Source organism: Streptantibioticus silvisoli, assembly GCF_027947535.2.
Lineage (GTDB): Bacteria > Actinomycetota > Actinomycetes > Streptomycetales > Streptomycetaceae > Streptantibioticus_C > Streptantibioticus_C silvisoli.
Genome location: NZ_JAAGKO020000047.1, coordinates 1 through 19268 on the forward strand (window position 1 = coordinate 1; position 19268 = coordinate 19268).

The 19268-nt window shown below is 72.0% G+C and carries 14 protein-coding genes; 13 read left to right on the forward strand and 1 reads right to left on the reverse strand.

Going from position 1 to position 19268, the window contains the following annotated elements; genetic code table 11:
* Positions 1–550 precede the first annotated feature (550 nt).
* The 7 genes from POF43_RS26260 to POF43_RS26290 all read left to right on the forward strand — a co-directional run bounded on the left by POF43_RS26260 (position 551) and on the right by POF43_RS26290 (position 8850).
* On the forward strand, positions 551–1819 hold the full coding sequence (locus tag POF43_RS26260) for a tyrosine-type recombinase/integrase (protein WP_271324124.1): 1269 nt from the start codon (positions 551–553) through the stop codon (positions 1817–1819).
* Positions 1820–2102: 283 nt separating this feature from the next.
* On the forward strand, positions 2103–2717 hold the full coding sequence (locus tag POF43_RS26265) for a TetR/AcrR family transcriptional regulator (protein ID WP_271324123.1): 615 nt from the start codon (positions 2103–2105) through the stop codon (positions 2715–2717).
* Positions 2718–3166: 449 nt separating this feature from the next.
* Positions 3167–4273, forward strand: coding sequence for an NADH:flavin oxidoreductase/NADH oxidase (locus POF43_RS26270; protein ID WP_271324122.1), 1107 nt, complete (start codon positions 3167–3169; stop codon positions 4271–4273).
* A 498-nt stretch (positions 4274–4771) separates the two neighbouring features.
* Positions 4772–5449, forward strand: a complete 678-nt coding sequence (locus tag POF43_RS26275; protein WP_271324121.1) for a uracil-DNA glycosylase — start codon at positions 4772–4774, stop codon at positions 5447–5449.
* 27 nt (positions 5450–5476) lie between these two features.
* Positions 5477–6619 carry a phospholipid scramblase-related protein gene (locus POF43_RS26280; RefSeq protein WP_271314477.1) on the forward strand — a complete coding sequence of 381 codons (1143 nt, stop codon included), beginning with the start codon at positions 5477–5479 and terminating at the stop codon, positions 6617–6619.
* Positions 6620–6693: 74 nt separating this feature from the next.
* Positions 6694–7647: an N-acetylglucosamine kinase gene (locus POF43_RS26285; protein WP_271324120.1), complete on the forward strand. Its 954-nt coding sequence runs from the start codon at positions 6694–6696 to the stop codon at positions 7645–7647.
* Positions 7648–7923: 276 nt separating this feature from the next.
* Entirely contained in the window at positions 7924–8850 is a 927-nt protein-coding gene (locus tag POF43_RS26290) for a sirohydrochlorin chelatase (RefSeq protein WP_271314479.1), read from the forward strand.
* Between the two features lie 39 nt (positions 8851–8889).
* On the opposite strand, the gene POF43_RS26295 is transcribed toward POF43_RS26290, so the two are convergent.
* The gene (locus POF43_RS26295) at positions 8890–10314 is read right to left on the reverse strand and encodes a lactonase family protein (RefSeq protein ID WP_308217768.1); all 1425 of its coding nucleotides are present in this window, start codon (positions 10312–10314) and stop codon (positions 8890–8892) included.
* Positions 10315–10400: 86 nt separating this feature from the next.
* Between POF43_RS26295 and POF43_RS26300 the strand changes: the two genes are divergently transcribed.
* From POF43_RS26300 to POF43_RS26325, 6 genes are all read left to right on the forward strand, one after another.
* The gene (locus POF43_RS26300) at positions 10401–11084 is read left to right on the forward strand and encodes an HAD family hydrolase (RefSeq protein ID WP_271325683.1); all 684 of its coding nucleotides are present in this window, start codon (positions 10401–10403) and stop codon (positions 11082–11084) included.
* A 106-nt stretch (positions 11085–11190) separates the two neighbouring features.
* A complete protein-coding gene (locus tag POF43_RS26305) occupies positions 11191–12267 on the forward strand; it encodes an NAD(P)-binding domain-containing protein (RefSeq protein ID WP_282704786.1) in 1077 nt (358 codons plus the stop codon).
* Between the two features lie 642 nt (positions 12268–12909).
* Positions 12910–14796 (forward strand): ABC transporter substrate-binding protein, encoded by a 1887-nt coding sequence (locus POF43_RS26310; RefSeq protein WP_271322922.1) that lies wholly within the window; start codon positions 12910–12912, stop codon positions 14794–14796.
* Positions 14797–14965: 169 nt separating this feature from the next.
* Positions 14966–15913: an ABC transporter permease gene (locus tag POF43_RS26315; RefSeq protein WP_271313522.1), complete on the forward strand. Its 948-nt coding sequence runs from the start codon at positions 14966–14968 to the stop codon at positions 15911–15913.
* A gap of 51 nt (positions 15914–15964) precedes the next feature.
* Positions 15965–16894 carry an ABC transporter permease gene (locus POF43_RS26320; protein ID WP_372516128.1) on the forward strand — a complete coding sequence of 310 codons (930 nt, stop codon included), beginning with the start codon at positions 15965–15967 and terminating at the stop codon, positions 16892–16894.
* A gap of 30 nt (positions 16895–16924) precedes the next feature.
* Entirely contained in the window at positions 16925–19012 is a 2088-nt protein-coding gene (locus tag POF43_RS26325; RefSeq protein WP_271322921.1) for an ABC transporter ATP-binding protein, read from the forward strand.
* Positions 19013–19268: the final 256 nt, after the last annotated feature.

Here is a 19268-nt window from a genome sequence, read left to right on the forward strand (position 1 = left end):
ATGTCCTCGACCTGTCCGCCGGCGGCATGCGCATGGTCGTCGTCGTCACCCGCGACCCCACCCAACCCACCCCCGACCCCGAGCAGATGCGCCGAGACCTCCAGGAGTGGAGCCGCGTCCAGCGCTCTCTCCGCGGCATCGTGTCCGGTGATCAAGAGAGCAAAACCGACTAACTCCGCCCACTTGCTTCACGGTTCACTCAATTGTGTGATGTGATTTGGACACCTCTGAGGGGGGTCACCGCTCAGCTGGTGAAGGGGGACGCATGCCTCTACCGGTGCGCCTGGTTCATGTCCCATCCATACCGCACGGTGCGAAACTACTGATCGACGAACCACTGGGGAACGAACCGGTCGTCATCTGGATCAACGACCGCGAAGTAGGCGACAACTGGGGGGATGTCGCCCGGGAAGCCGCAGCCGGACTCGGCCGCGATGACCTGAGACAGTGGCTCGAAAGAGAACTGTCGATCAGATCGTGACCTGCCAACCGGCCTGGTGCGGTGCAACCGCCGCATCGGGCCGGGCAGGCCGCATCACGCGGAGGCGTCATGGCTCATGCCGAGAAGCGCTGGTCCGAGAAGGACAAACGCTGGTACTGGCGAGTGAAGTACAAGCTGCCCAACGGCAAGTGGGGCTCAGCGAGCAAGGACGACTACGGCAACCGGTTCACATCCGAGCGAGCCGCGGAGAAGTACGGTTCCGCCTGCGAGACCGACGTCGACCGCAAGGTGTTCATCAACCCGCGCGACGGGAAGATCGCCATCGGCGAGTGGTCGGCCCGCTGGATCGAGAGCCTGGAGGTCGGCAACCGCAGCGAAGAGACCTACCGCCAGCGGCTGCGGAGCGTCATCCTCCCCTACTGGCGTGATGTTCCCGTCGGCGACGTCCTGACCATCAGCTACGTCACCTGGGAGAAGTCCCTCAAGGACAGGTACTCCCACGAATACGTGAAGTCCGTGCGGTCGGTGTTCCGCACGATGATGGACGATGCCGTCACCTCCAAGCTCCGCGCCGACAACCCCGTCCCGAACCGTCAGGCGAGACGCCGCGGCAAGTACCAGGGCAAGCCGCGGGAGGACACCACCGTGCTCGCCACCCCCCGGCAGGCCCTGCTGCTCGCCCGCAACGGGCGCCAACTGCGGGGGTTGACCGGCTACGTCATGCCGCTGACGATCGCCTACATGGGTCTGCGCATTTCCGAGATGGTCGGCCTGCGTCGCGATCACCTCCTCTTGGAGGACCGTGGAGAAGGAGCGAGGCTCCTGCTTCAGGAGCAGCACCAGTACGTGAACGGGAAGTCGGCGCAGGTAGATCCGAAGTACGGCTCCACCGGCTCGCTGATCATTCCGCCGTTCCTGGTGGACCTCCTGCGCGAACTGCTGGAGTCGCACTCCTCGGATTGGGTGTTCACCAACACTCAGGGCGGTCAGTTGAGCACGAAGGCCGCGTTCTACAAGAGGGTGTGGCGGCCCATGGTCGACGGCCGGGAGAAGGTGGCGACGACGGTGAAGCGAACGGACCTGCTGCCGGGACTGAGGGCCGTGGCGGACGTGGAGGACATCGTCCCGCATGGGCTCAGGCATAGCCAGAAGGTCTGGCTGGACGAGGCCGGCCACCCTAAGGTGGCCGTCGAGACGAGGATGCGCCACGTGATCCCGGGCGTGGAGGGCACCTACTCCCATGTCACGCTGGGCATGGAGCTGAAGATCGCCGAGACCCTGGAGCGTCTGTGGGCGGAGTCGCAGCGTGTTGTGGTGGACCGTCGTGAGTACGAGCCGCCCCGGTCTCCCAGGTCGATCCCCCGGTCATCGCAGTGATCTCCCAGAAATCTCCCAGATCCGAGAACTCCACACTTCGGGAGCGCTCAGCCAGGTCGGGGCCGACGACGTCTTCAAGGTCATCAATGCAGGTGGGGCGACTCGCCGCCGGTGGTTCGCGGCCCATCCGAACGCCACTCACGGAACGCACGCCGACGCGGCGCCGGACGATCCCCCGCGTCGCCCGGCACCGCGTCGTGCTCGTGACACCCAGGCGGCACGCGGCCACGAAGGTGCTGCGCTGAGTATATTGGCTCGCAGCCAGTCAACGCAGGAGTCCAGCATGTCCCCGCGAAGCGCATCGGTCAATGAAGAATTGCGGCGTCGTTCCCGCGAACGCCTCCTCCAGGCGACGGTCGAGCTGATCGGCGAGCGGGGCTACGAGGCCACGACCTTGGCGGACATCGCCGATCGGGCCGGCGCCGCCCGGGGCCTGGTGTCGTACTACTTCCCCGGAAAGCGGCCGCTCGTCCAGTCCGCGGTCCACCGCCTGATGCACATGACGCTGTCCGCCGCGCTCGACTCCCAGCAGGACCTGTCCGACGGCCACGACGCCCTGGCCCGGGCGATCGACGCCATCCTCAGCCTGACCATCACCCACACCAAGGTCATGCGGGTGCACATGGCCGGCATCCTCCAGGCCGAGGGCTTCATCCAGTGCCCCGAACAGCAGCAACTGGCCGCGCTGCTGGAGCAGTCGGTCGCCCGCTACGGTTCCGGGCACGCCACGGAGGACTACCGGCTGCTGCGGGCGCTGCTGATGGGCGCCGTCGTCGCCCTGCTGCTGCCCGGCGCCCCGATGCCGCTGGCCAGCCTGCGCCTGGAACTGTTCCAGCGCTACGGACTCGACTGGCAACTGGGCATGCCGCCGCAGGGGGAGCCACCGGTCCGCCGCTGAGGGGGCTTCCGTCTTCGGGGGCCCAGATCTTCAGGGGGCGGCGTCTTCAGGGGCCGCCGCGTCTTCCGGGCTTCTGGGTGCGGGGCTTCTGTCTTCAGGGGCTCACGTCTTCGGGGGGTCACGTCTTCGGGGGCTGCCGCGTCTTCAGGCGCCCGGGGGCCACGTCCTACGCCGGAATCTCGCGCCTTCAAGCGCTCGCAGCTTGGGGCGCCGCGCCATCCGGTGCTCCCGGGGCGTGCGGCACGGGTTCGAGCCGGACGGCGGCGTGGTCCGGGTGGTTCAGGGGCCGGCCGGGCGGCGCCGGCGCGGTGGTCGGCCGGGTCGATATGCCCCATGATACGAAGCCCCTCGTAGTTCGATGGTCGCCGCACTACGATGCCTCTCGTACCTGTGGAGCACGGGGGCGGCACCGGGCCTCCTCGGGCCGGGCCGAACACGAGGAGAGTGGCGTGAGCGCCCTTTTCGAACCCCTCACCCTGCGGTCGCTGACCATACCGAACCGGGTGTGGATGGCGCCGATGTGCCAGTACAGCGCCGCGGCGGACGGACCGGACACCGGCGTCCCGAACGACTGGCACCTGGCCCACCTGGCCGCGCGCGCGGTCGGCGGCGCCGGGCTCGTCCTCACCGAGGCCACCGCGGTCTCCCCCGAGGGCCGCATCAGCCCGGCCGACCTCGGCCTGTGGAACGCCCGCCAGCAGGAGGCGTTCGCCCGGATCAACCGCCTGCTGACCGAACAGGGCGCGGTTGCGGGCCTCCAGATCGCCCACGCCGGCCGCAAGGCGTCGGCGGCGGCGCCGTGGGACGGCGGCGGGTCGCTGCCGGCCGGCGGGGGCGCCGGCTGGACCGCCCTGGCCCCCAGCGCGGTGCCGTTCAGCGACGACTTCCCGGCGCCGGACGAGATGACCGCCGAGCAGATCCGGGCCGTGGTCGGGCAGTTCGCCGACACCGCGCGGCGCGCGCTGGCGGCCGGCTTCAAGGTCGTCGAACTGCACGGCGCGCACGGCTACTTGATCAACGAGTTCCTGTCCCCGCACAGCAACCACCGCACCGACTCCTACGGCGGCCCGTTCGACAACCGCGTCCGGTTCGCGCTGGAGATCGTCGACGCGGTGCGCGCGGTCTGGCCGGAGGAACTGCCGCTGCTCTTCCGCGTCTCGGCGACCGACTGGCTCCAGGAGAACGCCGCCGACGGGTCCGGGAACGTCGGCTGGACGGCGGACGAGACCGTCCGGCTGGCCAAGGAGCTGCTGGCGCACGGTGTCGACCTGCTCGACACCTCCACCGGTGGCAACGTGGCCGGCGTGCGCGTCCCGACCGGCCCCGGCTACCAGGTGCCGTTCGCGGCCAGGGTGCGCCAGGAGACCGGCATGCCGGTGGCCGCCGTCGGCCTGATCACCGAACCGCGCCAGGCGGAGGAGATCCTCACCTCCGGGCAGGCGGACGCGGTGCTGCTGGGCCGCGAACTGCTGCGCGACCCGTACTGGCCGGCCCGCGCCGCCCGCGAACTGGGCGCCGCCGTCACCCCTCCGCCGCAGTACGGCCGCGCCTGGTGACCGGCGCCGGCACGACGCCGCGCCGCCGACCCGGAGTCGCCGCTGACCCCGGGGTGCCGTGGTCCGCGCCGGTGACCTGCGGCGACGCGGCCTCCCGGTGGATTGTCAGTGGCAGGGTGCAGACTCGTCGATGACGGGACGAATCCGGCATGGTGGCCGGGCGCCCGCGACGGCCGAGGGAGGCGACGACGTGTGCGACAACCTGCTCACGGAGGGCACCGAATTCGTGGAGGGCACGAAGTTCGCAGAGAGCACGAAGGTCACGGAAGGTACGAAGGTCACGGAGGGCACGAAGCCCAGGGGCGGAGCGAAGAAGGGGCTGTTCGTCCGGCGGCGGCGGTCGGCGCGGCGGCGACCAGGGCGAACACCCGGCGGGGCGGCGGCAGTCGGGGCGGCGGTCCGGGCCGCGGTGGACGCCCTCACGACGCCGACCCGCCCGGCGACGGCACCGGCCGGCCGGTGCGGAGGTGACGGGATGAGCCACTAGAGTGACTGCCCGTGGCGGCAAGACCTTTGAACGAGATCGTGGAAGCGGGCTGGGCGAAGGCCCTGGACCCGGTGGCGGACCGCGTCGCGGCGATGGGGGACTTCCTCCGCGCCGAGATCGCGGCCGGGCGGACCTACCTGCCGTCCGGGGCGAACGTACTGCGGGCGTTCCAGCAGCCGTTCGACCAGGTGCGGGTCCTCATCGTGGGCCAGGACCCGTACCCCACCCCGGGACACGCGGTGGGGCTCAGCTTCTCGGTGTCGCCGGAGACCCGGCCGCTGCCCGGCAGCCTGCTCAACATCTTCCAGGAGTACGGCAACGACCTCGGCTTCCCGCCGCCCGCGAACGGCGACCTGACGCCGTGGACCGCCAACGGCGTCCTGCTGCTGAACAGGGCGCTGACCACCGCGCCCCGCAAGCCGGCCGCGCACCGGGGCAAGGGCTGGGAAGAGGTCACCGAGCAGGCGATCCGCGCGCTGGCCGCCCGGGGCACGCCGCTGGTGTCGATCCTGTGGGGACGTGACGCGCGCAACCTGCGGCCGCTGCTGGGCGGCCTGCCGGCGATCGAGTCGTCGCACCCGTCACCGATGTCGGCGGACCGGGGCTTCTTCGGTTCGCGCCCCTTCAGCCGGGCCAACGCGGCGCTGACGTCCCAGGGCGCGGACCCGGTGAACTGGCTGCTGCCCTGACCGGACGTGCGCGATAGTCTGCCCCGCGTGACCACGCAATCGAATACGCCTGCGGGCTGGTACGCCGATCCGCATGGCACTCCCGACCTGCTGAGATGGTGGGACGGTTCACGCTGGACCGACCACACCCACGCGGGCACCCAGCCGAAGGCCGACACCGCCTCCGGCGCGCAGGACCGCGCCACCGGTGCCCCCGGCTCCGCCGGCCGGCCCGGCGCGGCCCAGCCCGGTGTGCCCCAACAGGGCGGCCCCCAGCAGGCGTTCGCGCAGCAGGCGCCCGCCGCTCAGCAGCCCTTCCCCCAGCAGGGCGGACCCGGGCAGCCGGGCGGACCGGGACAGCAGGGTTTCCCGCAGCAGGGCGGTTTCCCCCAGCAGGCGCAGCCCCAGCCCGGCTTCGCGCCGCAGCAGGCGGCCCCCGGTGCGGCCGGGCCGCAGGCCGGGTACGGGTATCCGGCGCAGACCGGCGCACCGCAGAAGGACAACCCGTGGGAGCTGGGCATCGACGGTCCCGCCGATCCGGGGCGGGTGCGGCAGCAGGTCCAGCAGCAGGCGGGCGTGGGGCCGTCCGCCGCCGGCGGGGGCACGCTGTTCACCGAACCGGTCCTGGTGGTCAACCAGAAGGCCAAGCTGATCGAGATCAGCAACGAGTACGCGGTCTTCGACCGGAACGGCACGCAGCTCGGGTCGGTCGCGGAGATCGGCCAGGGCGCGGTCAAGAAGGCCGTGCGGTTCCTCAGCAGCGCCGACCAGTTCATGACGCACAAGCTGGAGGTGCGTGACGCCTGGGGACAGCCGGTGCTGCTGCTGACCCGGCCGGCGAAGTTCATCAAGTCCAAGGTGATGATCGACCGCCCGGACGGCACGCACCTGGGCGAGATCGTGCAGCAGAACGCCATCGGCCGCATCCGGTTCGGCCTCATGGTGGACGGTCAGCAGATCGGCGCGATCAAGGCGGAGAACTTCCGGGCCTGGAACTTCGCGATCGTCGACCACACCGAGACGGAGATCGCCCGCATCACCAAGACCTGGGAGGGTCTGGTGAAGGCGGCGTTCACCACCGCGGACAACTACGTGCTCCAGATCCACCGGCCGCTCGCCGACCCGCTGCTGAGCATGGTGGTGGCGTCCGCGCTGACCGTGGACACCGCGCTGAAGCAGGACAGCCGCTGACCGGGCCGCACCGCCCGGCCCCGGGTGCCGCCACCGTCACCGGGGGCGGCACCGGGAGCGGGCGGCACGGCTGGGTGCTGGCGGTCGACTCCGGCGGCTCGGGGCTGCGGTGCGCGCTGGCCCGGGCCGGCGGCGGCACGGCGGTCGCGGAGCGGACGTCCCGCGAGCCGGTGCGCACCGGCCCCGGCGGTATCGACGCCGAACACCTGCTCGGTCAACTCCTGCCCGCCGTCGGTGAGTTGCTCAAGGAGACCGGCGCGGACGAGGTGGGCGCCGCCTGCGTGGGCGCGGCCGGCATGGCGACGCTCGGCGGTGAGCTGCGCGAGCGGTTGCCGGCGGCGCTGCGGGAGGCGTTCGGCGTGCGGCGGCTGGCGCTGGCGGCGGACGCGGTGACGGCGTACGCCGGCGCGCTCGGGGTGCGCCCCGGCGTGGTGGTGGCGGCCGGCACCGGGCTGATCGCGCTGGGCACCGACGCCGGGACCGGCTGGCGGCGGGTCGACGGCTGGGGACACCTGCTGGGCGACTGCGGCAGCGGCGCGTGGATCGGCCGGGCCGGCCTGGAGGCGGCGATGCGCGCCCACGACGGCCGGCCGGGCGGCTCCGGCGCGCTGCTGGAGCGGCTGGAGGCGGTCTTCGGACCGGCGGCCGGGATGCCGGGCCGGCTGTACCCGCGCACCGACCGCGCTGCGGTACTGGCGTCCTTCGCGCCGCAGGTGGCCCGGTGCGCGGCCGGGGGCGACGCGGTGGCGGACCGGGTGCTGCGGGAGGCGGCCGGGCACCTGCTGGCGGCGGCCGCCGCGGCGCGCACCGGTCCGGCGGGCGGCGACGTGGCGTTCACCGGCGGGCTGCTCAAGCTGGGCGAGCCCCTGCTGGGACCGTTGCGCGAGCAGGCGCCCGAACTCCTGCCCGGCGCCCGGCTGGTGGCCCCGGAGGGCGACCCGCTGCACGGCGCCGTCCGGATCGCGGTCTCGCTCGCCTGCGACGGCCCAGCGCTCCCGTCCGACCCGGCCCTGCTCACCGTGCACTGAGCATCACCGACGCCGGGCACCGAACGCTGCGTGGTCAACGCCGGGCACTGAACGCGGCGCACTGAACGCGGGGCGCTGAACACCGGCCGGTGAACGGCGTTCACCGGCCGGGGCCTCAACGGGTCCGGCCGGGGCGGCGGTTCGGCCGGATCACATCGCCCTCGCGGAGCAATCCCGCCACAAAGAGTCGCAAACGCGCATAGAGTGGCGTGTTTCCGCCAACGAGCGCACCCCGGGCGAGCGGTGGAACAAGCGGAACCGTTAGCATGCGACGCCATGAGCTCAGCCAATGGCCCCGCAGCTGGCCTGCCCGTACGCATGCCGCGTCCCCGTCAGCCCGGACGGCACCGTCGCCCGGAGCCGCTGGCCGCCCCCGAGGGCGCGCCCGCCCTGGTTCTGGCGATACCCGGCGCCCCCTGCCCCGCGACCCGTTCCCTGGTCGACGAGGTCATCAGCATCGCCCGCTCCGAGCTGCCCGGCCTGAACGCCACGGCCGGCTACCTGGACAGCGCCGAACCGCAGGACCCCGAAGCGGAGGAGAGCCCGCGGCAGGACCCGTTCGAGTACCCGGCGCTGGCGGCGGCGCTGGCCTCGGCCGGCGCCGGGGCCGACCCGGAGGCCGGGCTGCCGGCCGCCGTCGTGGTGCCGCTGCTGGCCGGGCCGCAGGCCGCGGTGCTGGAGCGGATCCGCGAGGAGATCGCGGCGAGCGGGGTGAACGCCGAGCTGACCGATGTGCTGGGCCCGCACCCGCTGCTGGCCGAGGCGGTCCACGTGCGGCTGTCGGAGGTGGGCCTCGCCCGCGCCGACCGCGCCCGGCTGTTCACCGTGGCGACCGCGGCCGACGGCATCATTCTGGCCACCGTCGGCGGTGCGGAGGCGGTGGCGGCGGCCGGGGTGACCGGGCTGCTGCTGGCCGCGCGGCTGGCCGTTCCGGTGCTGGCGGCCGGACTGGACGTCGACGGCGCGATCGCGGCCACGGCCGACCAGTTGCGCTCCTCGGGCTCCGGGCGGCTGGCGCTGGCGCCGTACGCCGTGGGCCCGGAGCTGCCGGAAGGGCTGCTGGCAGCCGCGTGCGAGGAGGCGGGCTGCGACGCGGCCGAGCCACTGGGCGCCTACCCGGCGATCGGCAAGCTGGCGCTGTCGAAGTACATGACGCTGCTGGGCATCGCGCCGCAGCAGCCACAGCACGCGCCGGCGCGCTGACGCCGGGTTCCGGCCACCCGCCGGGACCCGGCGCACCGCTCAGCGTCGTGCGGGGTGTCCGTCCGCGAACACCACGCACGACGCGGCCGGTACGGAGATCGAGCCCGCGCGGCGCGGGGTGCCGTCCGCCGGGTCGACGTCGAACCACGTGACGTCGCCGGAGCGTTCGTTGGCGGCGTACAGCCGCCCGGTGACCGGGTCGAGGGCGAGGTCGCGCGGCCAGTGGCCGCCGCAGGACACCGCGCCGGTGAGAGATGGCACGCGGTCCGCGCCGAGCGAGAAGACCGCGATGCTGTCGTGGCCGCGGTTGGCCACCCACAGGAACCGGCCGTCCGCCGAGACCACCGCCTCCGACGGGTAGTTGGCCACCCCGCCGCCCCCGGCAACCCCGGCAACCCCGGCGCCCTCAGCACCACCGGCATCCGCACCGCCCGCGAGCCCCCCGGCTCCCTCAGCACCCGCGCCGCCCCCGCCGCCCGCGAACCGTCCGGCGCCGTCCTCGACCGTTCCGCCGGCCGACGCGCCGCCCGCTCCCCCGGCCCCCGGCACCGTCGCCCGGCTCGGGCCCACCGCGAGGCGGCCCGCCGCGGAGTCCCAGGTCAGCAGGGTCACCGTGGAGGCCAACTCGTTGACGCAGTAGACGTGCCGGCCGTCGGGGTGGAAGGCGAGGTGGCGCGGCCCGCTGCCGGGCGGCAGAACGGTCTCGTGGTGCACGCGGGGAGCACCGGAGGCGGAGTCCCCGGCGCCCTCGGAGCCCCCCGGGCCCACGGTGTCCCCGACGCCCACGGAGTCCGCCGCACCCACGGCCTCACCGGCGCCGACGCAGTCCCCCGCGCTCCCGGAGCCCACCGCACCCCCGGAGCCCCCCGCACCCACGGAGTGCCCCGCGTCCAGGACGCGGACCGTGTCGGTGCCGAGGTCGACGGTGAGCAGCCAGCGGCCGGCGGGGGCGGGGTGCACGGCGTGCGCGTGCGGGCCCTCCTGGCGCTCCGGGTCGGGTCCGGCCCCCCGGTGACGCAGGACGCCCCGCAGGCCCTCCACGGTGCCGTCAAGGGCGTTGAGGGCCAGCGAACTGACACTTCCGGAGGCGTAGTTGGCGGTGAACAGCTGTCCGTGGGCCAGGCACAGGTGGGTCGGGGCGCCGCCGCCGACCGGCCGGGGGGTGCCCAGCGGGGCGGGCGCGGCCGGGTCGCGCAGCGAGAACGCGGCGGCCAGGCCGTCGTCCGGCAGTTCGGCGACCGCGTACAGCACCGTGCCGTCCGGGCCGAGCGCCAGGTAGGACGGGTCGGCGACCGCGTCGGTACTGCCGAGCGGGGTGAGCGCGCCGGTGCCGGGGTGCACGGCCGCGGTGGTGATCCCCGCGCCGCCCGCCGAGGTGAACGATCCGATGTACGCGTGCCGTCCGCCGCTGCCCTTGCCGCCGTCCACCGAGTGCCTCCCGTTCGCCCGAGCGATGTCCGGCACGACGTTAGGGCATGCCGTCGCGGCGGGGCCGCGGGGTACGGCGGGGCGCCCGGCGGCGGCGGGCGCGGCGGCGGCATGCTGGGGTCATGCGCATCCCCGCGGTGATCTTCGATCTGGACGGCACGCTGGTCGACAGCGAGCCGCTGTACTACGAGGCCGGCCGGCGGACGCTGGCCGCGCACGGGGTGACGGGCTTCAGCTGGGAGCGGCACCTGCGGTTCGTCGGCGTCGGCACCGAGGACACCCTGCGCTCGCTGCGCGCGGAGTACGGGCTGGCGGCGCCGGTGGCGGATCTGCTGGCGGAGATGGACGGGCACTACCTGGCCCTGGCACCGGACGCGGCCCTGCTGGACGGCGCGGTGGCGCTGGCGCGGCGGCTGGCGGCGGCCGGGCATCCGCTGGCGGTGGCGTCCGGCTCGTCGCGGGCGGCCATCGATGCGGCGCTGGCGGGTTCCGGGCTGGCGCCGCTGTTCGGGGCGGTGGTCTCGGCGCAGGAGGTGGACCGCGGCAAGCCGGCGCCGGACGTCTTCGTGGAGGCCGCCCGGCGACTGGGTGCCGACGCGGCGCACTGCGTGGTGGTGGAGGACTCCCCGCCCGGGGTGCGGGCCGCCGCTGCGGCGGGCATGCGGTGCGTCGCGGCGCCCTCGGTGCCGGCCCGGGCGGGGGACGAGGTGTTCGCGTCGGTGGGGCTGCTGTTCGCCGGCGGCCCGGCGGCGTTCGACGCGCGGGCGGCGTTCGACTGGATCACCGGCGGGCCGCGACCGGTGTGACGGACGGTTCCGCGCCCGTCGCGCCGGCAGGCCGGGACACGCCGCCGGGCAGGCCCTCGCGGGGCTGCCGGGGAAGTGCCGCCGCCGTGCCGTTGTTGGTGCGGACGTGAACGCAATCGCGGTGCGTGAGGTCCGGGTCGTGGTGATCGGCGCGGGGCAGGCCGGGCTGTCGGCGGCGTACTTCCTGCGCCGGGCGGGACTGCGGCCGGGGGAGGACTTCGTGGTGCTGGACCACTCCCCCGGGCCGGGCGGGGCGTGGCAGTTCCGCTGGCCGACGATGACGTACTCCGCGGCGCACCGGGTGCACGACCTGCCGGGGATGCCGCTGGAGGGCGCGGACCCGGACCGGCCGGCCGCCGAGGTGGTGGCGGGGTACTTCGCGGCGTACGAGCGGCGCTTCGACCTGCGGGTGCGCCGCCCGGTGGACGTGCGGGCGGTGCGTCCGGGCCCGGACGGGCGGCTGCTGGTGGAGACCGGCGGGGCGGTGTGGTCGGCGGCGGCGCTGGTGAACGCCACCGGCACGTGGGACCGGCCGTTCTGGCCGCGCTACCCGGGCCAGGAGACGTTCCGCGGCCGCCAGACGCACACCGCGCTGTACCGGGGGCCGGCCGGGTTCGCCGGGCTGCGGGTCGTGGTGGTGGGCGGCGGGGCGTCCGGCACGCAGCACGTGATGGAGCTGGCGCCGGTGGCCCGGGAGACGACGTGGGTGACGCGCACCGAACCGGTCTTCGTCCCCGGCCCGTTCGACGCCGATCGGGGCCGGGCGGCGGTGGCGCTGGTGGCGGACCGGGTGCGGCGCGGGCTGCCGCCGAGCAGCGTGGTGAGCGTGACGGGGCTGCCGCTGACGCCGCGGATCGAGGCGGCGCTGGCCTCCGGGGTGCTGGACCGGCGGCCGATGTTCGACCGGATCACCGCGCGGGGGGTGGTGTGGCGGACGCCGGACGGCGACCGGACGCTGGAGGTGGACGCGATCGTGTGGGCGACCGGGTTCCGGGCCGCGCTGGACCACCTGGCGCCGCTGCGGCTGCGGGAGCCGGGCGGCGGGATCACGATGGACGGCACCCGGGTGGTGCGCGAGCCGCGGGTGCACCTGGTCGGTTACGGCCCGTCGGCCAGCACGGTGGGCGCCGGGCGGGCCGGGCGGGCGGCGGTGCGGGAGATCCTGGCCGGACCGGCCGCCTGACGCGCGGGGCCGCGGTGCCTCCCGCGGTGCGGCCGGACCGGTGTGCCCCGGGTGCCCGGCGTGCCCGGGCGCAGTTTCCCGGAGCGCCCGGCACCGGCACCGCGAGAATAGGAAACCTTTACCGTCCACCAGCGCAACCCGCAAAGTCGACCGCGGCATTTCCGCCGGTCACGGCGCCGGGATTGGCACCGGGCGATGATGGGGATTGAACAGTCGGGGGACACGTCGGCCGGGTGCTGCCAGCACTGGCGGCGACCTCGTAGGGCATCCCTCGGCGCGAGCTGACGGCAGGTCACCGGATGGCATCTTGGTGCCGCCGGTGGGGGTGTCACCACTTGCCGTGGTGGCACAAATCGGGGCAATAGCCGACGCCGTCGATCATTACTCGCCGGTGTTATCAACCTTTAATCAATAGCGTGTCGACATGAACCGTTCTTATCAGCAGGATGATGCGCCAAGCCGTCTGAACCAAATTGTTTTTGCGAGACCGCCACACGATCCAGCCGATTCCTGCGCTGAGCGTGGTCGGGCGCCCTCGCGTGTGCGGCCGGTGCGGCCCGATGGCATCCATCGCCGGGCCGGATGAACGAAGCGCCAGTGATGGTCGACCGCGACCTGTCACTTTTCAGAAGTGGGGAGCAGATGAGAAGCAGGAACCAGCGGGTCATTGGGGGGGTCGCGCTTCTCGCCGCGGGGGCTCTCGGTCTCACCGCGTGCAGTGGCAGCAGCACGTCGCACAGCAAGGGGGCGCCCAGCGCCGCCAACGCCTACTCGTACGGCAAGATCCCCGCTGCCTCGACGACCGTGAAGTCCGGCGGCGTGCTGCACGTGGCCGAGGACGTCGGCGCGGACCCGAACTGGATCTTCCCCATCACCCCGGCCGCCAACGCGTCGGTGTACACCATCAACCAGTTCCAGTACCTGAGCTGGCGGACCCTGTACTGGTCCCCCAAGGGCTCGGCGCCGGAGATGGACTACTCGCGCTCGATGACCGACGCGGCGCCGACCGTCTCCTCGGACGGCAAGACCTTCAGCATCAAGCTGAACGGCAAGTACAGCTGGAGCGACGGCAACAAGGTCTCCGCCCAGGACGTGCTCCTGTGGTTCGACCTGTACAAGGCGGCCGTCAAGGAGAGCCCGGCGAACGCGTCCAACTACACCCCGGGCCAGTTCCCCGACAACGCCACCGCCAAGGTCGTCAACGACCAGACGATCTCGTTCACCTTCAACAAGGTGTACAACCCGGCGTGGATTCTCGACACCCAGCTGAACCAGATCGTGCCGCTGCCGTCGAAGGAGTGGGCGAAGGCCGCCACCGGCGGGTCCAACCTGGACTACACCCAGCCGGCCAACGCCAAGAAGATCTACGACTACCTGGCGAAGCAGTCCAAGAGCCTGTCGACCTACGCCAGCAGCCCGCTGTGGCAGACCGTGGACGGCGCGTACAAGATCAAGTCGTACAACACCTCCACCGGTGCCGCGACGTTCGCCCCCAACACCAAGTACTCCGGTGAGGGCAAGCCGAATTTCTCCGAGGTGGACCTGCTGTCGTACACCTCGCCGACCGCGGAGTTCAACGACCTGCAGAGCGGCAAGCTGGACCTGGGCTACGTCAGCTCCGACAACTGGCCGCAGCTGAACAAGATCAAGTCCGAGGACTACAACCTCTACGGTCTGCCGGACTTCGGCTTCAGCTTCATGTACTTCAACTTCAAGGACGCCACCGGCGGCTTCGGCAAGGCGATCAGCCAGCTGTACGTCCGCCAGGCGTTCGCGCACCTGCAGGACGAGAACGCCGAGATCAAGGGCGCGTACAAGGGCATGGCCGCCCCGGCCTACGGCCCGCTGGGCGTCGCGCCCAAGTCGCCGTACACCCCGGCGAACGGCCTGAAGAACCCGTTCCCGTTCTCGGTCTCGGCCGCCAAGAAGCTGCTGACCGACCACGGCTGGAAGGTCGTGCCCAACGGCGTCACCACCTGCCAGAACCCGGGCACCGGCGCCAACCAGTGCGGTGCGGGTGTGGCCAAGGGCCAGAACCTGAACTTCAAGATGTACTACACCAGCACCCCGAAGGTCGTCGGTGAGGAGGTCACCTCCTTCGCCGGCAACCTGAAGCAGATCGGTGTCAAGATCAACCTGAACACCGACACCTTCAACAACATCATCTCCAACGAGTCCAACCCCTCCTCCCCCAAGAACGAGAACGCCTGGGGCATGGCGGACTTCGGTGGCTTCACGGAGAACAACTACCCCTCGACGAACACCCTGTTCAACACGGGTGGCACGTACAACGAGGGCTCGTTCTCGGACCCGCAGCTCGACAAGCTGATCAACGCCTCGATGCTGTCGACCGACCCCAACGCGCTGAAGAACGAGATCTCCCTGGTCGACGCGGACCTGCCCGGCATCTTCCAGCCGAACGAGGACCGCATCTACGCCTGGAGCCCGAAGCTGTCCGGTTCCCCGGACGCCTTCGCGGCCCTCACCCAGCTGATGCTGGACCCCGAGGACCTGTACTTCACCAAGTAGTCCGGATGGCCGGGGCGGCGCACCGAGCGCCGCCCCGGTCCGGTCCAGCGCCCTCACCAGCCCACTCGGCCGCCCGACCGGTGGCCGGGTGGGCTCGCTCACGGACCGGCACAGTGAAGACAGCGGCTCCCGAAGCCCCCACGAACGCATAGAAGCAGGAGATCCGGACATGGCCGGCTATCTCATTCGACGCCTCGCCACGGCCATCATCGTGGTCATCGGCATCACCCTGGTGACCTTCCTGATGCTGCATATCGTCGCGCCCGAACCGGCGCTGACGATCCTGGGCCCCAAGGCGACCCCGGCCGCGATACGCGCCTTCAACCACGCGTACGGCTACGACCGTCCGTGGTACGAGCAGTTCATCACTTATCTCAACCACTTGCTGCACGGCAATCTGGGCGACTCGCCCAAGGACAACCAGACCGTGGTGTCGCTGTTCAAGGAGAAGGCCCCGCTGAGCGCCTTCCTGTCCGGTGTCTCCCTCCTGGTGGCCATCGTGGTCGCCATCCCGCTCGGCATCTACCAGGCCGTCAAGCGCAACAGCGTCGGCGACGTCACCGCCACCACCGTGGCCTTCATCTTCTACTCGATGCCGGTCTTCATGGTCGCGCTGATCCTCATCCAGATCTTCGCGCTGAGCCTGGGCTGGGTCGACCCGAACGTCTCGCAGGACCAGACGCTCGGCGGCGCGCTGTCGTCCTGGCCGGAGCTGGTCCTGCCCATCGTGGCGCTGGCGACGACCACCGTGGCGGCCTACTCGCGCTATCAGCGCTCGGCCTCGCTCGACGTGCTGGCGCAGGACTACATCAAGGTGGCGCGGGCCAAGGGCCTGCCGGACCGCCTGATCTACACCCGCCACCTCATCCGCAACGCCTCGCTGCCGATGATCACCCTGATCGGCCTGTCGCTGCCGGCCCTGATCGCCGGCAACGTGCTGATCGAGAACGCCTTCAACATCGACGGCCTCGGCCTGCTGTTCGTCAAGAGCCTGCAGAACGACGACTACAACGTCCTGCTGGGCTACACGTTGCTGACCGCCGTCCTGACGGTGATCGGCAACCTCATCGCGGACGTCGCGCTCACCCTCTCCGACCCGCGCATCCGGTTGGTGTGACATGCGGACGACCGAGACCACAGCATCCGAAGGACCGACGGGAGCCTCGAAGTGACCACAGCCATCGACCCCCCCGTTCCCGCGCCCCCGGGCTCGCCCGGCGCCGACGGTGGTGAGGCCCAGGGTGCCAACCTGACCGGCTGGCGGCTGACCGTACGGGAGTTCCTGAAGAACCGGCTCGCCGTCGCGGGTGTCGGCATCCTGGTGTTCTTCATCCTGTTCGCCTTCCTCGGCCCGCTGGTGTACCACACCAACCAGGAGGCCACGAACCTGCTCAACACCGACGCGGCGCCCGGTAACGGCGGCGGCCCGCTCGGCAGTGACAGCAACGGCTTCGACGTGCTGGGCCGGCTGATGCTCGGCGGCCGCACGTCGCTGGAGATCGGCTTCCTCGCCGCCATCCTCGCCACCGTCATCGGCACCCTGTGGGGCGCCGTCGCCGGTCTGCTCGGCGGTCTGATCGACGCGGTCATGATGCGCGTGGTCGACGTGCTGCTGTCGATCCCGTTCCTGCTGGTGGTGCTGATCGTCGCGCACCGCTACGGCTCCAACACCTGGAACCTCAGCATCATCCTCGGCATCTTCTCCTGGCTGGTACCGGCCCGGCTGATCCGCGGCGAGGTGCTCACCCTGCGGGTGCGCGACTTCGTCTCGGCGGCCCGGGTGATGGGCGGCTCGCGCAGCCGGCTGATCTTCCGGCACCTGATCCCGAACGCCATGGGCACGGTCATCGTCAACATCACCTTCCAGATCGCCGACGCCATCCTGGCGCTGGCCGCGCTGGGCTTCCTCAACTTCGGCGTGCACTACCCCAGCACCGACTGGGGTTCGCAGATCTCCGACGCGCAGGACGCCCTGTCGAACGGCTACTGGTGGGAGGTCTTCCCCGTCGGTGTCTGCCTGGTGCTGGTGGTCATGGCGTTCAACCTGATCGGCGACGGTCTGCGGGACGCGGTCGACGTACGACTGCGCAAGCGCTGAGCGACCGAGACAGACGGAAACGAGGAAACGATGGCCCCCCTGCTCGAGGTCGAGAACCTCTCCACGCACATCCAGCTGTCCCGGTCGATGGTCCGCCCGGTCGAGAACGTCTCCTTCCACCTGGAGGCCGGCGAGACGCTGGGCCTGGTCGGTGAGTCCGGCTGCGGCAAGTCGATGACCGGCCTGTCGCTGATGGGCCTGCTGCCGCCCGGCGGGTCCCTGGTCGACGAGTCGTCGGTTCGGCTGGCCGGCCGCGAACTGGTCGGCCTGCCCGACGCCGAACTGCGCAAGATCCGCGGCAACGAGATCGCGATGGTCTTCCAGGACCCGATGTCGTCGCTGGACCCGACCAAGACCATCGGCTACCAGGTCGCCGAACCGGTGCGGCTGCACCGCGGCGCGAGCAAGGCGGAGGCGCTGGAGCGCGCCGCCGAGGTGCTGGCCCTGGTCGGCCTGCCGCGTCCGAAGGAACGGCTGAACGACTACCCCCACCAGCTGTCCGGCGGTCTGCGGCAGCGCGTGATGATCGCCATCGCGCTCGCCTGCGAGCCGAAGGTGCTGATCGCCGACGAGCCGACCACCGCGCTGGACGTGACGATCCAGGCGCAGATCCTGACGCTGCTGGCGGACCTGAAGGACCGGCTGCGGATGTCGATGATCCTGATCACCCACGACATGGGTGTGGTGGCCGGCCACGCGGACCGGATCAACGTCATGTACGCCGGCCGGATCGCGGAGACCACCGAGACGCGCAAGCTGTTCGCCGGCATGCGGCACCCCTACACCCAGGGGCTGCTGGCCTCCATCCCGCGGCTGGCGCAGGACAACACCCAGCGGCTGTTCACCGTTCCCGGCCTGCCGCCGGACCTGTCGAACCCGCCGGCCGGCTGCCGGTTCGCGGCGCGCTGCACCTACGCGACCGACAAGTGCCGCACGGACGAGCCGGAACTGGTCGGCGCCGACGACGAGCACGAGTTCGCCTGCTGGCACCCGGTGAACGGCCCGCTGCAACTGGCCACCACCCAGGTCCGCGAGACCCCGCCCGGCGAGCCCGCCGACCCGGCCGCGCCGCCGCGCAAGCCGCTGCTGGAGGTCACCGAGCTGGTCAAGGAGTTCCCGGTCTCCGGTGGGCTGCTCCAGCGTTCCAAGCGCAGCGTCAAGGCGGTCTCCGGGGTGTCGCTGAGCCTCGGCCCCGGCCAGACCTTCGGCCTGGTGGGCGAGTCGGGCTGCGGCAAGACCACGCTGGGCCGGATGATCGTCGGCCTGGACAAGCCGGACAGCGGCACGGTGACGCTGGAGGGCCAGCAGATCGACGCCCTGCGCGGCAACGAGCTGCGGCGGCACCGGCGCGACCTGCAGATGATGTTCCAGGACCCGTACTCCTCGCTCGACCCGCGCATGCGGGTCGGCGCGATCCTGCGCGAGCCGCTGCAGATCCAGGGCATCGGCAGCTCCAAGGAGCAGCTGGAGCGGGTCTCGGACCTGCTGGGCGAGGTGGGTCTGCCGAAGAACGCGCTGGAGCGCTTCCCGCACGAGTTCTCCGGCGGCCAGCGCCAGCGCATCGGCCTGGCCCGGGCGCTCACCCTCAACCCGAAGGTGATCGTCGCGGACGAGCCGGTCTCGGCGCTGGACGTCTCCATCCGGGCGCAGGTGCTGAACCTGATGAAGCGCCTTCAGGCCAGCCACGACCTGAGCTACGTCGTCATCTCGCACGACCTGGCGGTGGTGAAGTACCTGGCCGACCGGATCGGCGTGATGTACCTCGGCAAGATGGTGGAGACCGGCGGCGGCCAGGACATCTACGAGCGGCCGGTGCACCCGTACACCGCCGGTCTGCTGGAGGCCATCCCGATCCCCGACCCGCAGGTCGAGGCGCGCAAGGACGGCGGCGGCATCAAGGGCGAGCTGCCCAGCCCGCTGGACCCGCCGTCCGGCTGCCGGTTCCGCACCCGCTGCCCGTTGGCGCAGGACACCTGCGCCCAGGAGGAGCCGGCGATGCGCAAGTTCGGCGACGGCCACTTCGCCGCCTGCCACTTCCCGCTCCAGACGCCGGTGCTGGAGACGGTCGCGCCGGCCGGTGCGGCCGACGGCTCGGGCGAGGCCCCGGCCGCCGTGTGACGGTCCACCGCCGAGGGGGCGGCGGGTGCTTCGGCACCCGCCGCCCCCTCGGCGTTTCGCGCCCTCGCGCGGTGCCGCGGCGGGCGGGCGGCACCGGGGCCGGCGGGGCGGTCGCGCACCTGGTCCAGACTATTGACGGGCTTTTGGATTCATGAGTTAAATCAACTCGCGAACAAAGTCGCGACCTCGGCTCTCCGCGTCTCCGGTATCGCTCCACGCGACCGGCGACGCGGAGCCCACCACCCTCTGCTCCGCC

Excerpts from the sequence above, each read along its gene's own strand:
- POF43_RS26260 (WP_271324124.1), top strand. The coding sequence starts at position 551 with ATGGCTCATGCCGAGAAGCGCTGGTCCGAGAAGGACAAACGCTGGTAC.
- POF43_RS26265 (WP_271324123.1), top strand. The coding sequence starts at position 2,103 with ATGTCCCCGCGAAGCGCATCGGTCAATGAAGAATTGCGGCGTCGTTCC.
- POF43_RS26290 (WP_271314479.1), top strand. The coding sequence starts at position 7,924 with ATGAGCTCAGCCAATGGCCCCGCAGCTGGCCTGCCCGTACGCATGCCG.
- POF43_RS26300 (WP_271325683.1), top strand. The coding sequence starts at position 10,401 with ATGCGCATCCCCGCGGTGATCTTCGATCTGGACGGCACGCTGGTCGAC.
- POF43_RS26310 (WP_271322922.1), top strand. The coding sequence starts at position 12,910 with ATGAGAAGCAGGAACCAGCGGGTCATTGGGGGGGTCGCGCTTCTCGCC.
- POF43_RS26315 (WP_271313522.1), top strand. The coding sequence starts at position 14,966 with ATGGCCGGCTATCTCATTCGACGCCTCGCCACGGCCATCATCGTGGTC.
- POF43_RS26325 (WP_271322921.1), top strand. The coding sequence starts at position 16,925 with ATGGCCCCCCTGCTCGAGGTCGAGAACCTCTCCACGCACATCCAGCTG.